This window comes from Bradyrhizobium denitrificans (assembly GCF_013179005.1).
GTDB classification, from domain to species: Bacteria; Pseudomonadota; Alphaproteobacteria; order Rhizobiales; family Xanthobacteraceae; genus Bradyrhizobium; species Bradyrhizobium denitrificans.
The window spans coordinates 41,160-57,571 of the sequence record NZ_JABFDP010000039.1 but is presented as its reverse complement, the minus strand read 5'-3'; the positions used below and the strand labels follow the sequence as shown (position 1 = coordinate 57,571).

Annotated in this window: 13 protein-coding genes; 5 read left to right on the top strand and 8 right to left on the bottom strand. The window is 65.0% G+C overall.

What is annotated here, in order from left to right; translation table 11 throughout:
• Positions 1-150: 150 nt before the first annotated feature.
• Positions 151-1,269 carry a 4-hydroxyphenylpyruvate dioxygenase gene (hppD, locus tag HL671_RS33315; RefSeq protein WP_172242486.1) on the bottom strand — a complete coding sequence of 373 codons (1,119 nt, stop codon included), beginning with the start codon at positions 1,267-1,269 and terminating at the stop codon, positions 151-153.
• Between the two features lie 120 nt (positions 1,270-1,389).
• Here hppD and HL671_RS33310 point away from each other — a divergent pair, with 120 nt between their 5' ends.
• Both HL671_RS33310 and HL671_RS33305 read left to right on the top strand, forming a co-directional pair.
• Positions 1,390-1,869, top strand: a complete 480-nt coding sequence (locus HL671_RS33310; protein WP_172242483.1) for an Lrp/AsnC family transcriptional regulator — start codon at positions 1,390-1,392, stop codon at positions 1,867-1,869.
• Between the two features lie 89 nt (positions 1,870-1,958).
• On the top strand, positions 1,959-2,270 hold the full coding sequence (locus HL671_RS33305; RefSeq protein WP_012040898.1) for a DUF1272 domain-containing protein: 312 nt from the start codon (positions 1,959-1,961) through the stop codon (positions 2,268-2,270).
• A 37-nt stretch (positions 2,271-2,307) separates the two neighbouring features.
• Here HL671_RS33305 and fahA read toward each other — a convergent pair whose 3' ends face one another.
• The 5 genes from fahA to HL671_RS33280 all read right to left on the bottom strand — a co-directional run bounded on the left by fahA (position 2,308) and on the right by HL671_RS33280 (position 7,908).
• Entirely contained in the window at positions 2,308-3,582 is a 1,275-nt protein-coding gene (fahA, locus tag HL671_RS33300; RefSeq protein ID WP_012040897.1) for a fumarylacetoacetase, read from the bottom strand.
• Between the two features lie 126 nt (positions 3,583-3,708).
• Positions 3,709-5,055: a homogentisate 1,2-dioxygenase gene (gene hmgA, locus HL671_RS33295; protein ID WP_172242480.1), complete on the bottom strand. Its 1,347-nt coding sequence runs from the start codon at positions 5,053-5,055 to the stop codon at positions 3,709-3,711.
• Positions 5,055-6,011, bottom strand: coding sequence for an MBL fold metallo-hydrolase (locus tag HL671_RS33290; protein ID WP_172242477.1), 957 nt, complete (start codon positions 6,009-6,011; stop codon positions 5,055-5,057). Before HL671_RS33290 ends, hmgA begins: the two co-directional genes overlap by 1 nt.
• 23 nt (positions 6,012-6,034) lie before the next feature.
• A complete protein-coding gene (locus HL671_RS33285; RefSeq protein ID WP_041751192.1) occupies positions 6,035-6,262 on the bottom strand; it encodes a DUF2783 domain-containing protein in 228 nt (75 codons plus the stop codon).
• 11 nt (positions 6,263-6,273) lie between these two features.
• Complete coding sequence (locus tag HL671_RS33280; protein ID WP_172242474.1) at positions 6,274-7,908, bottom strand: FAD-dependent oxidoreductase; 1,635 nt, start codon at positions 7,906-7,908, stop codon at positions 6,274-6,276.
• A gap of 164 nt (positions 7,909-8,072) precedes the next feature.
• Here HL671_RS33280 and HL671_RS33275 point away from each other — a divergent pair, with 164 nt between their 5' ends.
• Positions 8,073-8,630, top strand: coding sequence for a MarR family winged helix-turn-helix transcriptional regulator (locus tag HL671_RS33275; protein WP_012040892.1), 558 nt, complete (start codon positions 8,073-8,075; stop codon positions 8,628-8,630).
• A gap of 86 nt (positions 8,631-8,716) precedes the next feature.
• Here the strand turns inward: HL671_RS33275 and HL671_RS33270 are convergent, their stop codons facing one another.
• A complete protein-coding gene (locus HL671_RS33270) occupies positions 8,717-11,170 on the bottom strand; it encodes an adenylate/guanylate cyclase domain-containing protein (RefSeq protein ID WP_172242471.1) in 2,454 nt (817 codons plus the stop codon).
• A gap of 273 nt (positions 11,171-11,443) precedes the next feature.
• Entirely contained in the window at positions 11,444-13,561 is a 2,118-nt protein-coding gene (locus tag HL671_RS33265) for an AsmA family protein (protein WP_172242498.1), read from the bottom strand.
• Between the two features lie 216 nt (positions 13,562-13,777).
• Here HL671_RS33265 and HL671_RS33260 point away from each other — a divergent pair, with 216 nt between their 5' ends.
• Both HL671_RS33260 and HL671_RS33255 read left to right on the top strand, forming a co-directional pair.
• Entirely contained in the window at positions 13,778-14,452 is a 675-nt protein-coding gene (locus HL671_RS33260; protein WP_041750277.1) for a Crp/Fnr family transcriptional regulator, read from the top strand.
• Between the two features lie 310 nt (positions 14,453-14,762).
• Complete coding sequence (locus HL671_RS33255) at positions 14,763-16,397, top strand: glycosyltransferase family 39 protein (RefSeq protein ID WP_172242468.1); 1,635 nt, start codon at positions 14,763-14,765, stop codon at positions 16,395-16,397.
• Positions 16,398-16,412: the final 15 nt, after the last annotated feature.

Here is a 16,412-nt window from a genome sequence, read left to right as displayed (position 1 = left end):
TGGCCCGGGACGACACTGTTTGTTTGGCGACGCACGGCCTCCCACGCAGGCCGTCATTGCGAGCGAAGCGGCGAAGCGAAGCAATCCAGGGGCGCTGCGACGAGAATCTGGATTGCTTCGTCGCTGCGCTCCTCGCAATGACGGATAGACCTACTCCGCCGCCTCCACCTTCAGCACACCGCGACGGATCTGGTCCTCCTCGATCGACTCGAACAGCGCCTTGAAGTTGCCTTCGCCAAAGCCGTCGTCGCCCTTGCGCTGGATGAACTCGAAGAAGATCGGCCCGATCGCGTTGGCCGAGAAGATCTGCAAGAGCACCTTGGTGTGGCCACCATCGACGACGCCTTCGCCGTCGATCAGGATGCCGTTCGTCTTCAGCCGCGCGATGTCTTCGCCATGGCCGGGCAGTCGCGCATCGATCCGCTCGAAATAGGTGTCGGGCGGCGACGGCATGAACGGCAGGCCTGACGCGCGCAGGCCTTCGACCGTGGCGTAGATGTCGCGGGCGCCGCAGGCGATGTGCTGGATGCCCTCGCCGCGATAGACCTTTAGATATTCCTCGATCTGGCCGGAGTCGCCCGCGTCCTCGTTGATCGGGATGCGGATCTTGCCGTCAGGGCTGGTCAACGCACGCGAGAACAGGCCGGAGGCGCGGCCCTCGATGTCGAAGAAGCGGATCTGCCGGAAGTTGAACAGTCTCTCATAGAAGCCGGTCCACACATTCATGCGGCCGCGATGCACGTTGTGAGTCAGATGGTCGATGTAATAGAGGCCCGAGCCCGCCGGCCGCGGATCGCGGGCCCCGAGCCAGTCGAATTCGAGATCATAGGCCGAGCCCTTGGCGCCGTAGCGGTCGACCAGATACAGCACGCTGCCGCCGATCCCCTTGATCGCGGGAACGTCGAGCGCCTTCTGCGAAGGCTGCAGATCCGCCGGCTCAGCCCCGAGCGCGACCGCCCGCGCATAGGCTTTCTTCGCATCGACCACGCGGAACGCCATCGACGGTGCGCATGGACCGTGCGCGGCGACGAAGTCGTGGCCGTGGCTGCCGGGCTCCTCGTTGAGGAGATAGTTGATGTCGCCCTGGCGGTAGACCGTGATCGCCTTGGTCTTGTGGCGGGCGACCGGAGCGAAACCCATCAGCTTGAACAGCGCGTGCAGCTGAGCCGCATCGGGATGGGCGTATTCGACAAACTCGAAGCCGTCGGTGCCCATCGGATTGTCGGCAGAGATGGTGGCAGGCGGCGCATCGTGCGGAAACGGACCCATCGGCGGAGCTCCTTGACTGACCTGCGTTATGATCCCTCGGATTGGGCGCATGGAGCATGCAAACCATTGTCATTTCCGCCAGGATATGCACGATCCGTGCATAATCTGAGGAAAATACGCATGATCTCCGTCGACAACTTCGATCTCCGCCTCCTCGCCGCGCTGCAGGATGACGGCCGGCTGACCAACCAGGAGCTGGCGGAGATCGCCGGCCTCTCCGCCTCGCAATGCTCGCGACGCCGGATGCGGCTGGAGGAGGACGGGGTCATCGCAGGCTATCGCGCGCAACTCGCCAGCCAGGCGCTCGGCTTCGAGCTGATCGCCTTCATCCAGATCACCTTGGCGACGCATTCGCCCGACAACGCGCAAAAGTTTCGCGCACTGGTGAACCGCGTCGACGAGATCCAGGAGGCCTATGCGCTGACCGGGGATTCCGATTATCTGCTCAAGGTGGTGCTGCGCGACCTCAAGAGCCTGTCCGACATCGTCAACAACGTGCTGATGCCGCATCAGAGCGTGGCGCATGTGCGCTCCTCGATCGTGCTCGACCGCATCAAGGAGAGCGCGAAGCTGCCGCTGGCCGCGCTGCCGCGCAGCTGAGCGCGTGGCGCAAATCGAGGGAATTGCGGCCTCCACATCGCGGCACGGCTTTGCGACACTGCGCGGGCCAGACCATCAGCGAGACGACCATGGCGCTGCAGCTTCGCCCCAACTGTGAGTCCTGCGACAAGGACCTGCCGCCCGCCGCGACGGACGCGCGCATCTGCTCCTACGAGTGCACCTTCTGCGCCGATTGCGTGGAAACAAGGCTGTTCAACGTCTGCCCGAACTGCGGCGGCGGCTTTGCCCCGCGGCCGATCCGTCCAGCCCACGAATGGCGACCGGGCGCCTGCGTGACGAAACAGCTGCCGTCGGACAAGCGGGTGCATCTGAAGTATGCGGCGGAGGACGTTGCCGCTTTCGTGGCTCGCGTGAAGGACGTTGCTCCAGATAGCCGCTAGACCGCCGTCATTGCGAGCGTGAGCGAAGCAATGAGAGCTAACCCGCTGGAACGATCGTGCCCTCGACCTCGCCGAAGCCGACGCGATAGCCCTGTCCCTGGCACCAGCCGCGCATCACGAGCGAATCGCCGTCCTCGAGGAACGTGCGCGTCACACCGCCCGGCAGTTCGACTGGCTCGCTGCCGTTCCAGCTGATCTCCAGCAGGCTGCCGCGCTGGTGCTTCTCGGGACCAGAGATGGTGCCTGATCCCAGGAGATCACCGACGCTCATGGCGCAGCCGGACGACGCATGGTGCATCAGCTGCTGCACGCTCGACCAGTACATGTATTTGAAATTGGTCTGCGAGATGCGCTGTGGTGCGTTGCTGCCGGAGGCGCGCAGGGCAACCTCGAGCGCGAGATCGTAGTTCTGCGCATGCGCCTGCTGCAAATAAGGCAGCGGCATCGGGTCCTGGACCGGCCCCTGTACGCGGAACGGCTCCAGCGCCTCGCGCGTGACCACCCAGGGGCTGATCGAGGTCGCGAACACCTTGGCCTGGAACGGGCCGAGCGGCACATATTCCCATTGCTGGATGTCGCGCGCGCTCCAGTCATTGAGCAGCACGAAGCCGAAGATCATCGCCTCCGCCTGCGCCTCGGTCAGCATCTCGCCGAGCGCAGACGATTGGCCGATGACGACCCCCATCTCCAGCTCGAAATCGAGCCGCTTGCACGGGCCGAAACTCGGCACTTCAGCGCTCGGCGGCTTCAGCTGCCCGCGCGGCCGGCGCACCGGGGTGCCCGACACGACCACGGTCGAGGCGCGGCCATTATAGCCGATCGGCATGTGCAGCCAGTTCGGCTGCAACGCATTGTCCTTGCCGCGGAACATCACGCCGACATTGGTGGCGTGTTCCTTCGAGGAGTAGAAATCGGTGTAGCCGGCGACATCAAATGGCAGATGCAGCCTGACATCCTTCTGCAGCAGCAGTGCACGGCTGCGCAGCGGCTTGTCGTCGCGCAGCCGCGGATTGTCGTGACGCAAGAGAGCACTGATCGCGGCGCGGGTCTTCGTCCACACCGCTGGGCCGAGCGCCATGAAGGCGTTGAGCGAAGGCTGCGCGAAAACCTCATAGGCCGGCGACAGATCGAGCAGGCCTTCATCCTCGAGCACGGCAAGATCGAGCACGACATCGCCAATGGCGACACCGACGCGTGGCTTGGGCGAGTCGGCGGCGGAGAACACGCCATAGGGTAGGTTCTGGATCGGGAAGTCCGACGCCGGATCGACCGGGATGAAGGAGCGGAGCGAGGGATCGTTGGGGTGGGTCAAAATGCTTCTCCAAACCAAGTCGTCATGCCCGGGCTTGACCCGGGCATCCATGTCTCACCGGACGGGACGGAAGTGTCATGGATGGCCGGGTCAAGCCCGGCCATGACGGCGTTGACATCGTTGTCTCTAAGGCCGGTTCGGATCAAAACGCTTTTCCAGTCCGTTCCAGCAGTCCGCGTAATCCGGCTGCAGTGTGCTGGACTCCGCCGCATGCTTGGTGATCCGCTGCGGGAAGCGGGTCTCGAACATGAAGGCCATGGTGCCCGTGAGCTTCACCGGCTTCAACTCGCCATTGCTGGCGTGATCGAACGCCTCGCGATCCGGTCCGTGCGGCAGCATGCAATTGTGCAGCGACATGCCGCCGGGAACGAAGCCCTGCGGCTTGGCGTCGTAGACGCCGTAGATCAGGCCCATGAATTCGGACATGATGTTCATGTGATACCATGGCGGACGGAAGGTGTTGTCGGCCACCATCCAGCGCTCGGGGAAGATCACGAAGTCGATATTGGCCGTGCCGGCGGTTTCCGACGGCGAGGTCAGCACCGTGAAGATCGATGGATCGGGATGATCGAAACCGATGGCGCCGACCGGCGAGAAGGTTCGCAGATCATATTTGTAAGGCGCGTAGTTGCCATGCCAGGCGACGACGTCGATCGGCGAGTGCTTCAGCTCGGTCTTGAACAGCGCACCGCCCCACTTCACGTAGAGCTCGGTCGGCGTGTCCTTGTCCTCATACGAAGCGACCGGCGTCAAGAAGTCGCGGGCGTTGGCGAGGCAGTTAGCGCCGATCGGGCCACGCTCCGGCAGGGTGAAAGCCCCGCCATAATTCTCACACAGATAGCCCCGCGCCGGCCCTGCCGGAATCTCGACCCGGAACTTGACGCCGCGCGGGATCACGACGATCTCGCCGGGCGCGGCATCGATGCGGCCGAACTCGGTGACGAACAACAGGCGTCCCTGCTGCAGCACGAACATCAGTTCGCCGTCAGCATTGTAGAAATGCTCATCGACCATCGACTTGGTGATGACATAGACATGCGCGGCCATGCCGGACTGCGTAGCGGCGTCGCCCGCCGTCGTCATCGTCTGCACGCCCTGCAGGAAGGTGACCTCACCGGACGGCACCGGTGTCGGATCCCAGCGCAGCTGCTGCACCGTGATCTCCTGCTCGTGGCACGGCGCCGTGCGCCACAGCCCGGCGTCGACCTTCGCGAAGCGGCCGGAGTGCTTCACCGAAGGACGGATGCGATACAGCCAGGAGCGTTCGTTGGAGCCGCGCGGCGCGGTGAAGGGCGAGCCGGAAAGCTGCTCGGCATAGAGGCCATAGGCGCAGCGCTGCGGCGAGTTACGGCCGATCGGCAGCGCGCCGGGCAGCGCCTCGGTCTCGAACGAATTGCCAAAGCCGGACATGTAGCCCGGCGTAACCTGCGCCGAGGCGCGGCTGAGCTGGTCAGGCGATGTATTGATGTTCATCATCCTTCTCCTTGCAGGCGGGCCCACATCTCGCGGTCGCGCTCGGCGGTCCAGATCACGGGATCGTCGATGCCGCTGGCCTCGTCATAGGCGCGCGACACGTTGAACGGCAGACAATGCTCATAGATGGCGAAGCTCGCGAATTTCGGATCCATGACCTCGCGCGTCGCCGCCATCGATTCCTTCAGGCTGCGCCCTTTGGCGACCGACATCTCGGCGGCGCCATAGAGCGAGGTGACGAAGTCACGCGTCATCACGATCGCCTCGCGCACGGTGGCTTCGCCCTTCAGCGCGTCGCCGCGCCCCGGCGCGATCGCCTTGGGATTGAAGTCGCGGATCTCGTTCAGCGTCGACGGCCATTCGCGCAGATAGGCGTCGCCGCAATAGCAGGCCGAGTGATATTCGATGAGATCGCCGGAGAACATGACCTCGGCGTCCGGCACCCAGGCGACGATGTCGCCCGACGTATGGCCCGCGCCCAGCTGAATCAGTTGCACCTCGCGCTTGCCGAGATGGATCGTCATCTCGCCTTCGAAGGTCAGTGTCGGCCAGGTCAGGCCGGGAATGCTCTGCGCATCCTGGAACAGCCGCGGGAAGCGGCCATACTCCGAATCCCAGTCCTGCTGTCCGCGCTCGACGATCAGCCGGTGCGTCTCCTGCGAGGCGACGATGCCTTGCGCGTGATAGGCCGAGGCGCCGAGCACGCGCACCGCGTGATAATGCGACAGCACGACATATTTGATCGGCTTGTCCGTGACCGTCTTGACGCGTTCGATGACCTTGTTGGCCATCGCGGGCGTTGCCTGCGCGTCGAACACGATGCAGCCATCGTCGCCGACGATCACGGCCGAGTTCGGATCGCCCTCGGCCGTGAAGGCATAGAGATCCGGGCCGATCTCGGAGAAGGTGACCTTCTTCTCCGCGAGATCCGTGGTGGATGCGAAACCCTTCGCCATCAGTTCATTCCCTATGTCTGTCGTTATTGCTGCTGCTGTTGTTGCTGCTGAACGCTGTCGATCATGCGGCCTTTCGCCAGCGTGATCGCCTCGCGCAACACGGTGATGTCGCCGATGTGATTGGCGAGGATCAGGACCAGCGCCGCATCGAGATCGGCGCTGTCCTTCTCCGAGAGCCCGCGATGCGCCTCGACGACGGCGCGGAAGGCGTCGTCGGGCTTGGCGAAATTCGAGGCGGTCGAGAGTGCCATCATCTGCTCCCTCAGTTCATGCCGGACGCGCGCGCCACGGCGGCCGCGATCGCTGCCCGCGTCGGATGCCGGAAGCGGGCCGCGACGTAGCCGTCGGGACGGAGCAGATAGGCGGTGCCGGGCTTGGCATCGTAGCGTTTCCCAGCGAAGCCTTCGGCGTCCGCGAATCCGTCATCTCCACCAATCCGAACGACGCCCACCTCGTCGGGCGCATCGACGTCCCCGCCATTGGCGAAAGCCAGCAACGTGAAGCGCCGGCCCAAGACATTGAACGCATCGGTGAGATGAAGGTGCCGTCCATCGGTCGTTTTGAGCGGCGCATCCAGCATCGAAGTTCCCGGACAAGGCCCGCCCTGCCATTCCTCGGCATCAGCCGTCGACAGCGGCGTCTCATAGACCGAGGGCACCGAGAGCCGGCCGCCATTGACCATGCGCTTGCCGAACTCGGTCTCCTTAGCCAGGGACAGCACCGCCTTGCGCAGCCGCGCCTCCTGCGCGCTGACCGGCGCCATGAAATCGGTGGCACGGGTCGATTCGCGGATGTTCTCATCGGCCGCGGCGCTGCGCTCGATGTGGTAGGTCTCAAGTAGCTGCGATGGCGAGGTTCCGCGCAGCACGCGATCGAGCTTCCAGGACAGGTTCTCCGCATCCTCGAGACCCGAATTGGCGCCGCGGGCGCCGAACGGCGAGACCTGATGCGCGGAATCGCCAGCGAAGATCACGCTGCTATGGATGAACCGCTGCATGCGCCGGCACTGGAATTTGTAGATCGAGATCCATTCGAATTCGAACTCGTCATGGCCGAGCATGCGCGCGATGCGCGGCCGCACGTTCTCGGGCTTCTTCTCGACCTGAGGATCGCAGTCCGGGGTCAGCTGCAGATCGATGCGCCAGACGTCGTCGGGCTGGCGATGCAGCAGCGCCGAGCGACCGGCATGAAACGGCGGATCGAACCAGAACCAGCGCTCGGTCGGAAACTCCGCGGTCATCTTGACGTCGGCGATCAGGAACTGATCCTCGAACACTTTGCCGGAAAAGCCTGCGCCGACCATCTGGCGCAGCGACGAGCGGGCGCCGTCGCAGGCGATGACGTACTGCGCCGACAGGCGATAGGGGCCGTCGGGAGTCTCGATCGTCAAGACGGCGCGATCATTGCGCTGTTCGAGCGCGGTCACCTTGTTGCGCCAGCGCAGCGAGATCTCCGGCAGCTCGTTGACGCGATCAACGAGATACGCCTCGGCGTAGAATTGCTGCAGATTGATAAAGGCCGGCCGCTTGTGTCCCGGCTCCGGCAGCAAATTGAACTGATAGAGCTCGGACGGCCCGTGGAAGATGCGACCGACGTTCCATACCACGCCCTTGTCGACCATGCGGTCGCCGACACCGAGCCGGTCCCAATAATCCAGCGAACGCTTGGAGAAACAGATCGCGCGCGAGCCTTCGCCGATCCGATCGGCATCGTCCAGCACAACGACCGCGTGACCACGCTGCGCGAGATCAATCGCGAAGGACAGGCCCACCGGGCCCGCGCCCACGACGACGACCGGATGTTCGGCCGGCGCGGCCCGATCCTGATCGCCGTGCCGGTGATAGCCGAACTGAACCTTCGCGTGGCTTGCGCCCTGCCCCGGATTGACCTGCACCATGGCTTGCTCGCCTTGTGGTTTCTTGAGCTGTCGAAGCGACGAATTTCGAAGCGCTGGCATTTCGTCGGGTGAAGCGCGACTGGGATCTTGCCAGATAGTCTCACCTGCAACTATTCTAAAGCCGACGGCCTCGGCCGCGTCAACACAAAAATCGGAGCGCGAGCGTGGCAAATCCCGCCGACACGGCGTCCAGGCGCCAGCCCAAGCCGGTTGAAGCCAGCCGAAATGCCGCAGCGCCACATGCGGAGGAGCGGCTCGATCTGTTCAAGTTCGCGCCATTTCGGCTGAACCGCCTGGCGGCGGAGGTCAGCGCCGCGCTCGCCAGCGAATATCGCGAGCGCTACGGCCTCGACATTCCCGAATGGCGCGTGCTGGCGACGCTCGGGTTTCGCCGCGAAGCCTGCAGCGCGCAATATGTCGCAGAGTGCACGCGCACGCATAAGTCAACGATCAGCCGCGCCGTGACCGCGCTGTTGGAGCGGCGCCTGATCGAACGCGTCGAGAATGCCGAGGATCGGCGCGAATTCCGCCTGCGCCTCACCCGCAAGGGCAAGACGCTGTACGAGGAACTGATTCCCCGGCTGCAGCAGCGCGAGCGCGAGATCATGGCGTGCCTGTCAGCCGACGAGCGCAGGGCATTCGACCGCCTCATCGGCAAGATCGAGGCGAGCCTCGACCTGATCCAGACCAGCGAGGAGGCGGACGCGAAGCAGGCCTATTAGGGGCATGATCCGCCACCGCGAAAACCGGTCGTCCGAAACGATCACGCTCAACAAAGAAAACGCAGCCGCAGGCGGCGCCCAGGTGATCACGAGGATGATCGCCGGCGCTCCGCAGGCACATCGACAGGCGCGGTGCTCTCCCCGCGCCAGCGCAGGATCTCCATCGCCAGCACCGGGTGATTGAAGCCCTTCAGATGCAGATCGTCGATCGGCCGCGCATCGACCGACTGGTCGACCACGCCATAGACCCGGCGCGACACGATCACCTGCCCCGCCTTCGCTTCATCGCACAACCGCGAGGCAAGGTTGGTGACGCTGCCGATCGCCGCATATTCCAACCTGTGCTCGAAACCGACCTGGCCGAGCGTGGCATAGCCGAGCGCGATGCCGACGCCGAAGCCCAGACTGTGGCCGCGGTTCTTCCAGCGCTCGGTCAGCTGGCCGATCTCGTCGCGCATTTCGAGCGCCATCTTCACCGCGCGCGTGGTGTGGTCGTCGAACGGGATCGGCGCATTGAACAGGATCATCACGCCATCGCCGGCATAGCGATCGAGCGTGCCTTCATATTTGAAGATCAGTTTGCCGAGCGCGGCGTGATATTCGCGCAGCACGTTCATCGCCTCTTCGGGCTCGGTCGTCTCGGTGAACGCGGTGAAGCCGCGCAGGTCGCAGAACACCACCGTGACCTCACGGCGGTGGCTTTCCAACAACGCATCATGACCGTCGGAGGATGCGATGATCTGCGCGACCTGCGGCGCCAGGAAGCGCTCGAGCCGGCGGATGCGCTCGATCTCGCCGAGCTGCTTCTCGACGCGCTCTTCCAGCGACTTGTTCCATTCGCGCAGCTGCTCGGTCTGTTCCCTGAGCTTTACCGCCTGCTGCTGCACGGTATCGTGCGCCAGCGCCAGCTCGCGGCCCTTCTGATCGACCTCGGTGAACAGCCGCGCGTTGCGCATCGCCAGCACGGCCTGATGGGCGAAGGTGCGCATCACACCGATCAGATTTGGCGAAAACGCGCCTGCGGATCGCCTGAGCACCACCAGCGCGCCGAGCACGCCCTGCTGATCGACCAGCGGCGTGAACAGAACTGCATGAAAGCCGGCGGCGATCGCGACGTCGCGCAGCGGATGATCCGGGGCGCTTTCGAGTTCCGCGATCGCGATCGGCTCACCGCTGCGGATCGAGTCGGCCAGCAGGCTCGTCGCGCCATCCAGCATCGTGTGCGCGCCATCCTGCGCCCGCTCGACGCCTTTGGCCTCGACCAGCCTGAACCGGCGTTCGGCAGCCTCGTAGGAGTAGATCAGCACGGCGTCGGCCTGGGTGATCTCAAGGGCGCGCGCCGCCACGGTCGGCAGCACGGCGTTGAGATCGAGCGAGGAGGCCACCGCCCGCCCGACCTCTTCCAGCACCTTCAGCTCGTTGATCGAACGCGCGAGATCTCTTGTGCGCTCCTCGACCTTGGCTTCGAGCACGGCGTAAGATTCGGCAAGCTGGCCGGCCATGCTGTTGAACTGATCGGCGAGTTCCTCCAGCTCATCATGCGTCTTCACTTCGATGCGCTGGGCGAAATCTCCGGCCCCGAGCTTCCGCGCGCCCATCCGCAAGGCGGTGATCGGTACAAGCATGCGGCGAGCCAGCAGCGAGCCGGCGAGCGTCGCGACGGCCAGTCCGAGCGCGATCAGCAGCGCGCCGCGCAAAAGCTGGTCGCGAATCGGGGCCAGCGCATGCGCCGTGGATTGCTCGAAGAACACGGCCCAGCCGAGCTTGGGCAGCACGGCGGCAGCCGACAGCACAGCGCGCCCATCACTGTCGGTCCCGGAATTCAGCGACTGGCCATCGGGCGTGAGCACCGCGACGACCTGCGGCAGCCTGGCAAGGTCCTGGCCGACAGCCGGTCCCTTCGCCGAACTCGCCAGCACCTGCCCGCGCGGATCGACCACATAAGCGATGCCGACTTTTCCGACCTGCGCCTCGGTCATGAAGTCTTCGAGAAAGTCGAGGTCGATATCGGCCACGGTGACGCCGGCATTGAAGCCGGAATGCGCGACCGAGATCGACATCATGGGCTGCGCGCCCTTGAAGGTCACAGCCGAGAAATTGCTGCCGTGAGTGACCGTGTCGGTGAAGCGCAGGTCGCGGGACAGATCGTTGCCGGAGGAGAACGCAATCGAGGTGCGCGAGACCCGAAGCTGCTCGCGCCCCTGGCCATCGAGCTGATAAAGCTGCCGCACGGCCGGAGCCTGGCTCAGCAGCTGCACATAGTCGGCGCGCCGCAGCTCCAGCGTATTGGCGCTCGCCCGCGTGACCCAGCTGATCTGTCGTTGCAGGTCCGAGAGCGCCTGGTCGATCCGCCGGGCGCTCGCATCGGCCTTTTCCGCCATCGCGGCGGTCAGGCTCGCCTTGGTGGATTGGTAGCTGATCCAGGTTTCCGTCGCACCATTCACGGCCAGCACGAAGACAACGAGGCCGACCAGCGACACAACATATTTGGCGAACAGACCCTGCCGCAGCGACCAGCCTCTCTCCTCGACCCCGCTCATCCGGACCCCTCGCGCGCAGCGACCGATCAAGCCTGCCGGACGAGCGCGTTCGTTGCCGTGTTGCGCGACAACGGCACTTCACAAACAGGACCGTTCCCACGCTGAGACGGTCCGCCGTGAACACCGTTTAGCACAGAATGACGCGGCAGAACCGGTCGTTTCGGACATCATTCGGTGCGGACCGCGGTGTAAGCCGCCGCGAACATCCTCGGCCATTGGGACGCGCACGTCATCCACCATTCGGATGATACCGCAAGGGTCTGCGGCGTCATATTACCTGTTGAAGATGCGCTTCAAGACATCGTTCATTGGCTGACTGTCCGGCGCGCCGTCCATCGCGGCATCCGGCGGGTTGCCCGACGCCGAGGCAGCGTCCTGGCCAGCCTCCGTCGCCGGGGGTTGCGCGGCCCGGGGAGACTGCAGCAGCGGTGCGGCGCTTTCCGACGGGTTCAGGGTACGGCCTCGGCTGCGGCCCTGCGGCGGCGCGCCTTGCTGCAGACCCTGCTGAATCAGATTGCCGATCGCCGCGCCGAGCTGCCCGCCCAGCACATCGGATTGCCCTGTCGTCGGCGCCTGCCCGTTCGGCGCCGCTGCCGAAGGCCCGCCATTCGCGCCAGCCGTACCGGTCGGGGCAGAGTTGCCGATCAAGCCGCCGAGGCCGTTAATCAGGTTGTTGAGTCCCGCATTGTCCTTGCCGAACAGGCCCTGACCCATCTGCTTGAGCTTGGCGTAGGCAGCGTCGGGATTGTCCAGGATGCCGGCCATGTCGGGGTAGAAGCGCGGCTGGCTCCAAGGGCCGTCGATCACCACGGGAATGCCGAGCCCGATCGGATCCGAGTTGCGGCCCTGCCCCTCGGTGGTCATCACCAGCTTCGGCTCGACGCGCATGGCCAGCGCGCGATTGCCGAGATCGATGGTGCCTGCGCCAGTGACCTTCACCAGCGGTCCGATCAGATTGAGATCGCCGGTCGCGGCCTGACCACGCTCGACCTGAAAGGAGGCCGACAATTGCGTGAGATCGGTCGTGAGTTCCTTCGAATCCTGCCAGCCGGACAGCGGGTTGGAGGTCAAGGAACGGATCATCTGCGCGACATTGATGCCGCGGATGGCGCCATCCTGGAACAGCAGGAACGCCGAGCCGCTCAGATTGCTCATGATGGCCTGCTGGCTGGCGCCGCTCGACCGCAGCGCCAACTTGCCCTGCAGGCGTGCGTCGAGCCTGTCGAAACCGGCGAGGTTCTGCAGCAACGGCAATGCTCGGATGCCGACCACGTCGCAATGCATGGCGTAGGCCGGATTGCCGGTGGAGGCATCGATCACGACCTCACCGCTGGCCTGTCCGTCATAGGCACCGAGATTGGCGACGGTCGCCTTCAGCACGCCGCCGGCCAGCGACGATTCGACCTCCAGCGGGCCGAGGCGAGCACCGGCGACTCCGACGTCGGTCGCCGACAGCTTCACGCGGGCATCGACGTAGTTGAGGCCGCGCAGGTCGATGGCCGCCGTGCTCCATCCCGAAGCGCCGGCGTTGCGTGGCGCGGCAGGACTGCCGAGGTCGAGCCGCCGCACATCCAGATCAAGTTTGACGAGTGGCTTGCTGGCGACATCGACCGAGGCCCAGCCGTTGAAATCACCGCCGCCGAGGGTGCCGCTGAGCCCGTTGATCATCACCAACGGTCCATTGAGGCGCAGGTCGGCGCGGCCGGCCAGAACACCGCGGAAGGCATCGGCCATCTCGAGCTTGAACTCGACCGGCAGGGTCTGCCGATCAATCGGCATCCCCGGGGCCGTCGAATTGACCTCGAAGCTGACGGGACGGTCGCTCGCCCGGGCCGTACCGGTGAGCTTGATCCTGCCGTCCCCGCCCAGCGATGCCGTCGCGCCAATGCCGTCGATGCGATTCTCCACGCGGTCGCGCGGATTGGACAGGATGACAGCCCCGTCTTTGATCGTGACCCGCTCGATCCGGATGGACGGCGCGGCGTCCGACTTTGCCGGAGCGCGGTTGCGCGGCGCATTGTCGCGCAGGCGTTCACGCAGCAGCGGCAAATACAGCGTAGGCTTGTCGACGATGACCTCGGCAATGTCGGGCCGGCCCGACCAGAGGCCAGACAGCGCCATATCTGCCTGCAGCATGGCGACGGTCAGCCGGTTGTTACCGTCTCGGTCCTTCGGATCGAGCAGCGTGATGTCGGTCAGCGTCGCATGCAGCGATGGCCACAGGCTGATGCTCGCGGAGCCGGCGATGCTCAAACGATATCCGGTGTCACGCTCGACGCGGTCCTGGATCGCCGCCGTCACAACACTCGCCGGAAGGCCAAAGGCAAGCGCCAGGACGAGCACGACGGCGACGGCGCCAACCAACCCGCCTGCGATCTTCAATGCTTTCATGTCGATGTCCCATTCGCGACGTGCGAGCGGTCTACACGGGTTAGCGTGCGGCAACGCCGACCCGGTTCAATCCGATATCTATCCCAGATGCCGCGGACTGCTCCAGGAGCGGCGAAAATAGTCGTAAGCACGTGCGTCATTATGTGACTTATGACACACTTCTGCCCGAGCGGTTTATGTAACTGGGGCTTTCAAACCATTGCTGAAGGTATAGTGATGAGCAAGCAGGCCGAATTTGCGGTCATTCTCAAGATGAACCCGATGTTCGCGGACCTCGGCGCCGACGAGTTGCAGCGCTTGTCGAACCTGTGCCATACCCAGCATCTGTCATCGGGCGAGGTGCTGTTCCAGAAGGGCGATCCCGGCAACGCCCTGTTCGGAGTCCGGCGCGGCCAGATCCGCATCGAGACCGGCGCGACGGACGGCAGCCGGCTCACCCTCAATTTCATGGGCCCTGGCGACCTGTTCGGAGAGGTCGCCGTGCTCGACGGACAGGAGCGCACCGCCGACGCCACGGCCGGAGAGACGACCGAGCTGTTCGTGCTCCGCCGCGAGGATTTCCTCAGCTTCCTCGAGCGCGAACCCAAGGTCGCGATCAAGATCATCCAGCTGTTGTGTCAGCGCATCCGCTGGCAGAGCGAGCGGATGGAGGAGTCGGTACTGCAGCCGCTGCCGATCCGACTCGCACGCCGGCTCTGTGCACTCGCGGAGGATTTCGGCTCCGAGGTGCATATCTCGCAGGAGCAGCTCGGCATCTTCGTCGGCGCGGCGCGCGAGAGCGTCAACCGCCAGCTTCAGGCGTGGCGCAAGGACAAGATCCTGGACCTGCAACGCGGCCGGATCCTGCTGCATGACCTGACCAAGCTCAACACCATCGCACGGAACGAGTAGACTCAGCCCAACCTCCACCGACGTCGCTGCGCCCTGATGATGCTTTGTCCGTCGGACTGCACGCCACGCTCGCGAGAACCATGTCCGCTCCGCGTCCACTCTGTGACCGGAACCGAGCGCTGTGCATCGCTCGGTGTCCGCAGCGGCCAAACATGATCGCAATTGGGCCACGGCACCTCACAATTTGCGACATGAACTCTTTTTAACAGTTCTAACAGGGGTCAATTCGGCAGCCATGAGCGCCATCCACCTGCGCGTCGAACGCGCGGGGCGGAGTTCGCGCGCCAGAACCTAGGGTGGAAGTGAGTTCATGAGTCTTGCGTGGCCGGCAATTGGGATCGAGACCAGCGGCTCGATCCCGCGCTGGCGCAGAGCCCTTGCGATCTGGATCGACGCCGTCGAGGACGGTTGGGCCGTGCCGGCACTGATCGCAGGCTTCGTCGCGATCTGGATGATCTATTTCTCGATCGCCTATGTCGGCGGCGACCTGCACCAGGACGTGATCGAGACATGGTCGCTCGGGCGCAGCTTCGCCTGGGGTTCGAGCAAGCACCCGCCTTTGATGGGCTGGGCCGCGCGCGCCTGGACGAGCGCGTTTCCGTTGACGAACTGGTCCTTCAACCTGCTGGCGCTGACCAACGCCGCGGCAGGCCTCTGGGCCGTGGACTTGATCACGCGGCGGTTCGCGCGCAACGACAAGCGTCTGATCGTGTTGCTGCTGCTGATGCTGCTTCCCGTCTATCAGCTGCACGCGCAGCGCTTCAACGCCAACGCGGTCCTGCTGTCGAGCTGGCCGCTGGCGACCTACTGCTTCCTGCGCTCGTTCGAGACCCGCAATGTGCGATGGGCCATCGCCGCTGGCCTCGCCGCGGCACTGGCGATGCTCGGGAAGTACTACTCCATCTTCCTGATCGCCAGCTTCGCGCTCGCGGCGCTGTGTCACCGCGAGCGACGCGCCTATTTCGCCTCGTCGGCGCCGTGGGTCGCCGCGCTGTCCGGCTTGGCCGCGCTGACGCCGCATCTGATCTGGCTCGGCATGACCGGGGCACAACCGTTCTCGCACGCCATCACACATCACGTCGGCAAGACGGGTGCGGCTGCCCTGATCGAGGGCGGAGGCTTCTTTCTGGCGATGGCCGGCATCGGCGGCATTCCCGGACTGATCTGGCTCGCGATGACACGCCCCCGTCCAGCCCGCGTGCTGAACGATGTCCTCAGTCTTGGCGCCGGGCTCCGCTTGCTGGCGATGATGAGCATCGGCACGGTCGCCCTGCCCGCCCTGACCTCGGTCGTGTTCGGCACCGACATGCCGCCATTATGGGGCCTGCAGGGCGTCTTCCTGTTTGTCATCGTGATCGTCTGCGGGGCGAGCTACCAGCCCTCCCGCGCCGCGACGATCAACCTCGCCGCGGCGACGATCGGCATCGCCGCATTCGCCGCGACCGTCGCAGCCCCCCTTCACGCGCTGTACCGCAACTATGTGCCGCTCAGCGAAGGCCGCAACTTCTACCAGCCGGCTGTGGCGGAGCTCGATCGCCTCTGGCAGTCGGTCTCGAGCCGTCCGCTTGCCGCCGTGGGCGGCGATGACGGGCTCGCCTTCGCGGCCGCATTCTACAGCCCGGATCATCCCCGCTATGAGATAAGCCTCGTGCATCCGTACGAGCTGCAAACTCCGGCCGCGGCGCTGACCGCGCAGGGCTGGTCCGCCTTGTGCTACGACACCGACATCTCCTGCATCTCGGGCATGAGCGCCGTCGCGGCGCGGGCGCGGCGGTCGGTGCGCGCCGAGATTTCGCTGCGCACCAAGCTGTTCGGCTGGCCCGGAGCGAGCCAGCGTTTCGTCGCCATCATCGTGCCGCCCGAGACCAGCCCACCAAGCGAGCCCGCGCCGAACGTCGCCGACGATGTGAGCGCGCAACGGCGTCAGCCGATCACGGCGAACTGAGCGCCCCCCGCCTGC

Excerpts from the sequence above, each read along its gene's own strand:
- HL671_RS33310 (WP_172242483.1), top strand. The coding sequence starts at position 1,390 with ATGATCTCCGTCGACAACTTCGATCTCCGCCTCCTCGCCGCGCTGCAG.
- HL671_RS33255 (WP_172242468.1), top strand. The coding sequence starts at position 14,763 with ATGAGTCTTGCGTGGCCGGCAATTGGGATCGAGACCAGCGGCTCGATC.
- HL671_RS33305 (WP_012040898.1), top strand. The coding sequence starts at position 1,959 with ATGGCGCTGCAGCTTCGCCCCAACTGTGAGTCCTGCGACAAGGACCTG.
- HL671_RS33285 (WP_041751192.1), bottom strand. The coding sequence starts at position 6,262 with ATGGCACTCTCGACCGCCTCGAATTTCGCCAAGCCCGACGACGCCTTC.
- HL671_RS33280 (WP_172242474.1), bottom strand. The coding sequence starts at position 7,908 with ATGGTGCAGGTCAATCCGGGGCAGGGCGCAAGCCACGCGAAGGTTCAG.
- HL671_RS33290 (WP_172242477.1), bottom strand. The coding sequence starts at position 6,011 with ATGGCGAAGGGTTTCGCATCCACCACGGATCTCGCGGAGAAGAAGGTC.
- hppD (WP_172242486.1), bottom strand. The coding sequence starts at position 1,269 with ATGGGTCCGTTTCCGCACGATGCGCCGCCTGCCACCATCTCTGCCGAC.
- hmgA (WP_172242480.1), bottom strand. The coding sequence starts at position 5,055 with ATGAACATCAATACATCGCCTGACCAGCTCAGCCGCGCCTCGGCGCAG.
- HL671_RS33265 (WP_172242498.1), bottom strand. The coding sequence starts at position 13,561 with ATGAAAGCATTGAAGATCGCAGGCGGGTTGGTTGGCGCCGTCGCCGTC.
- HL671_RS33270 (WP_172242471.1), bottom strand. The coding sequence starts at position 11,170 with ATGAGCGGGGTCGAGGAGAGAGGCTGGTCGCTGCGGCAGGGTCTGTTC.
- HL671_RS33260 (WP_041750277.1), top strand. The coding sequence starts at position 13,778 with ATGAGCAAGCAGGCCGAATTTGCGGTCATTCTCAAGATGAACCCGATG.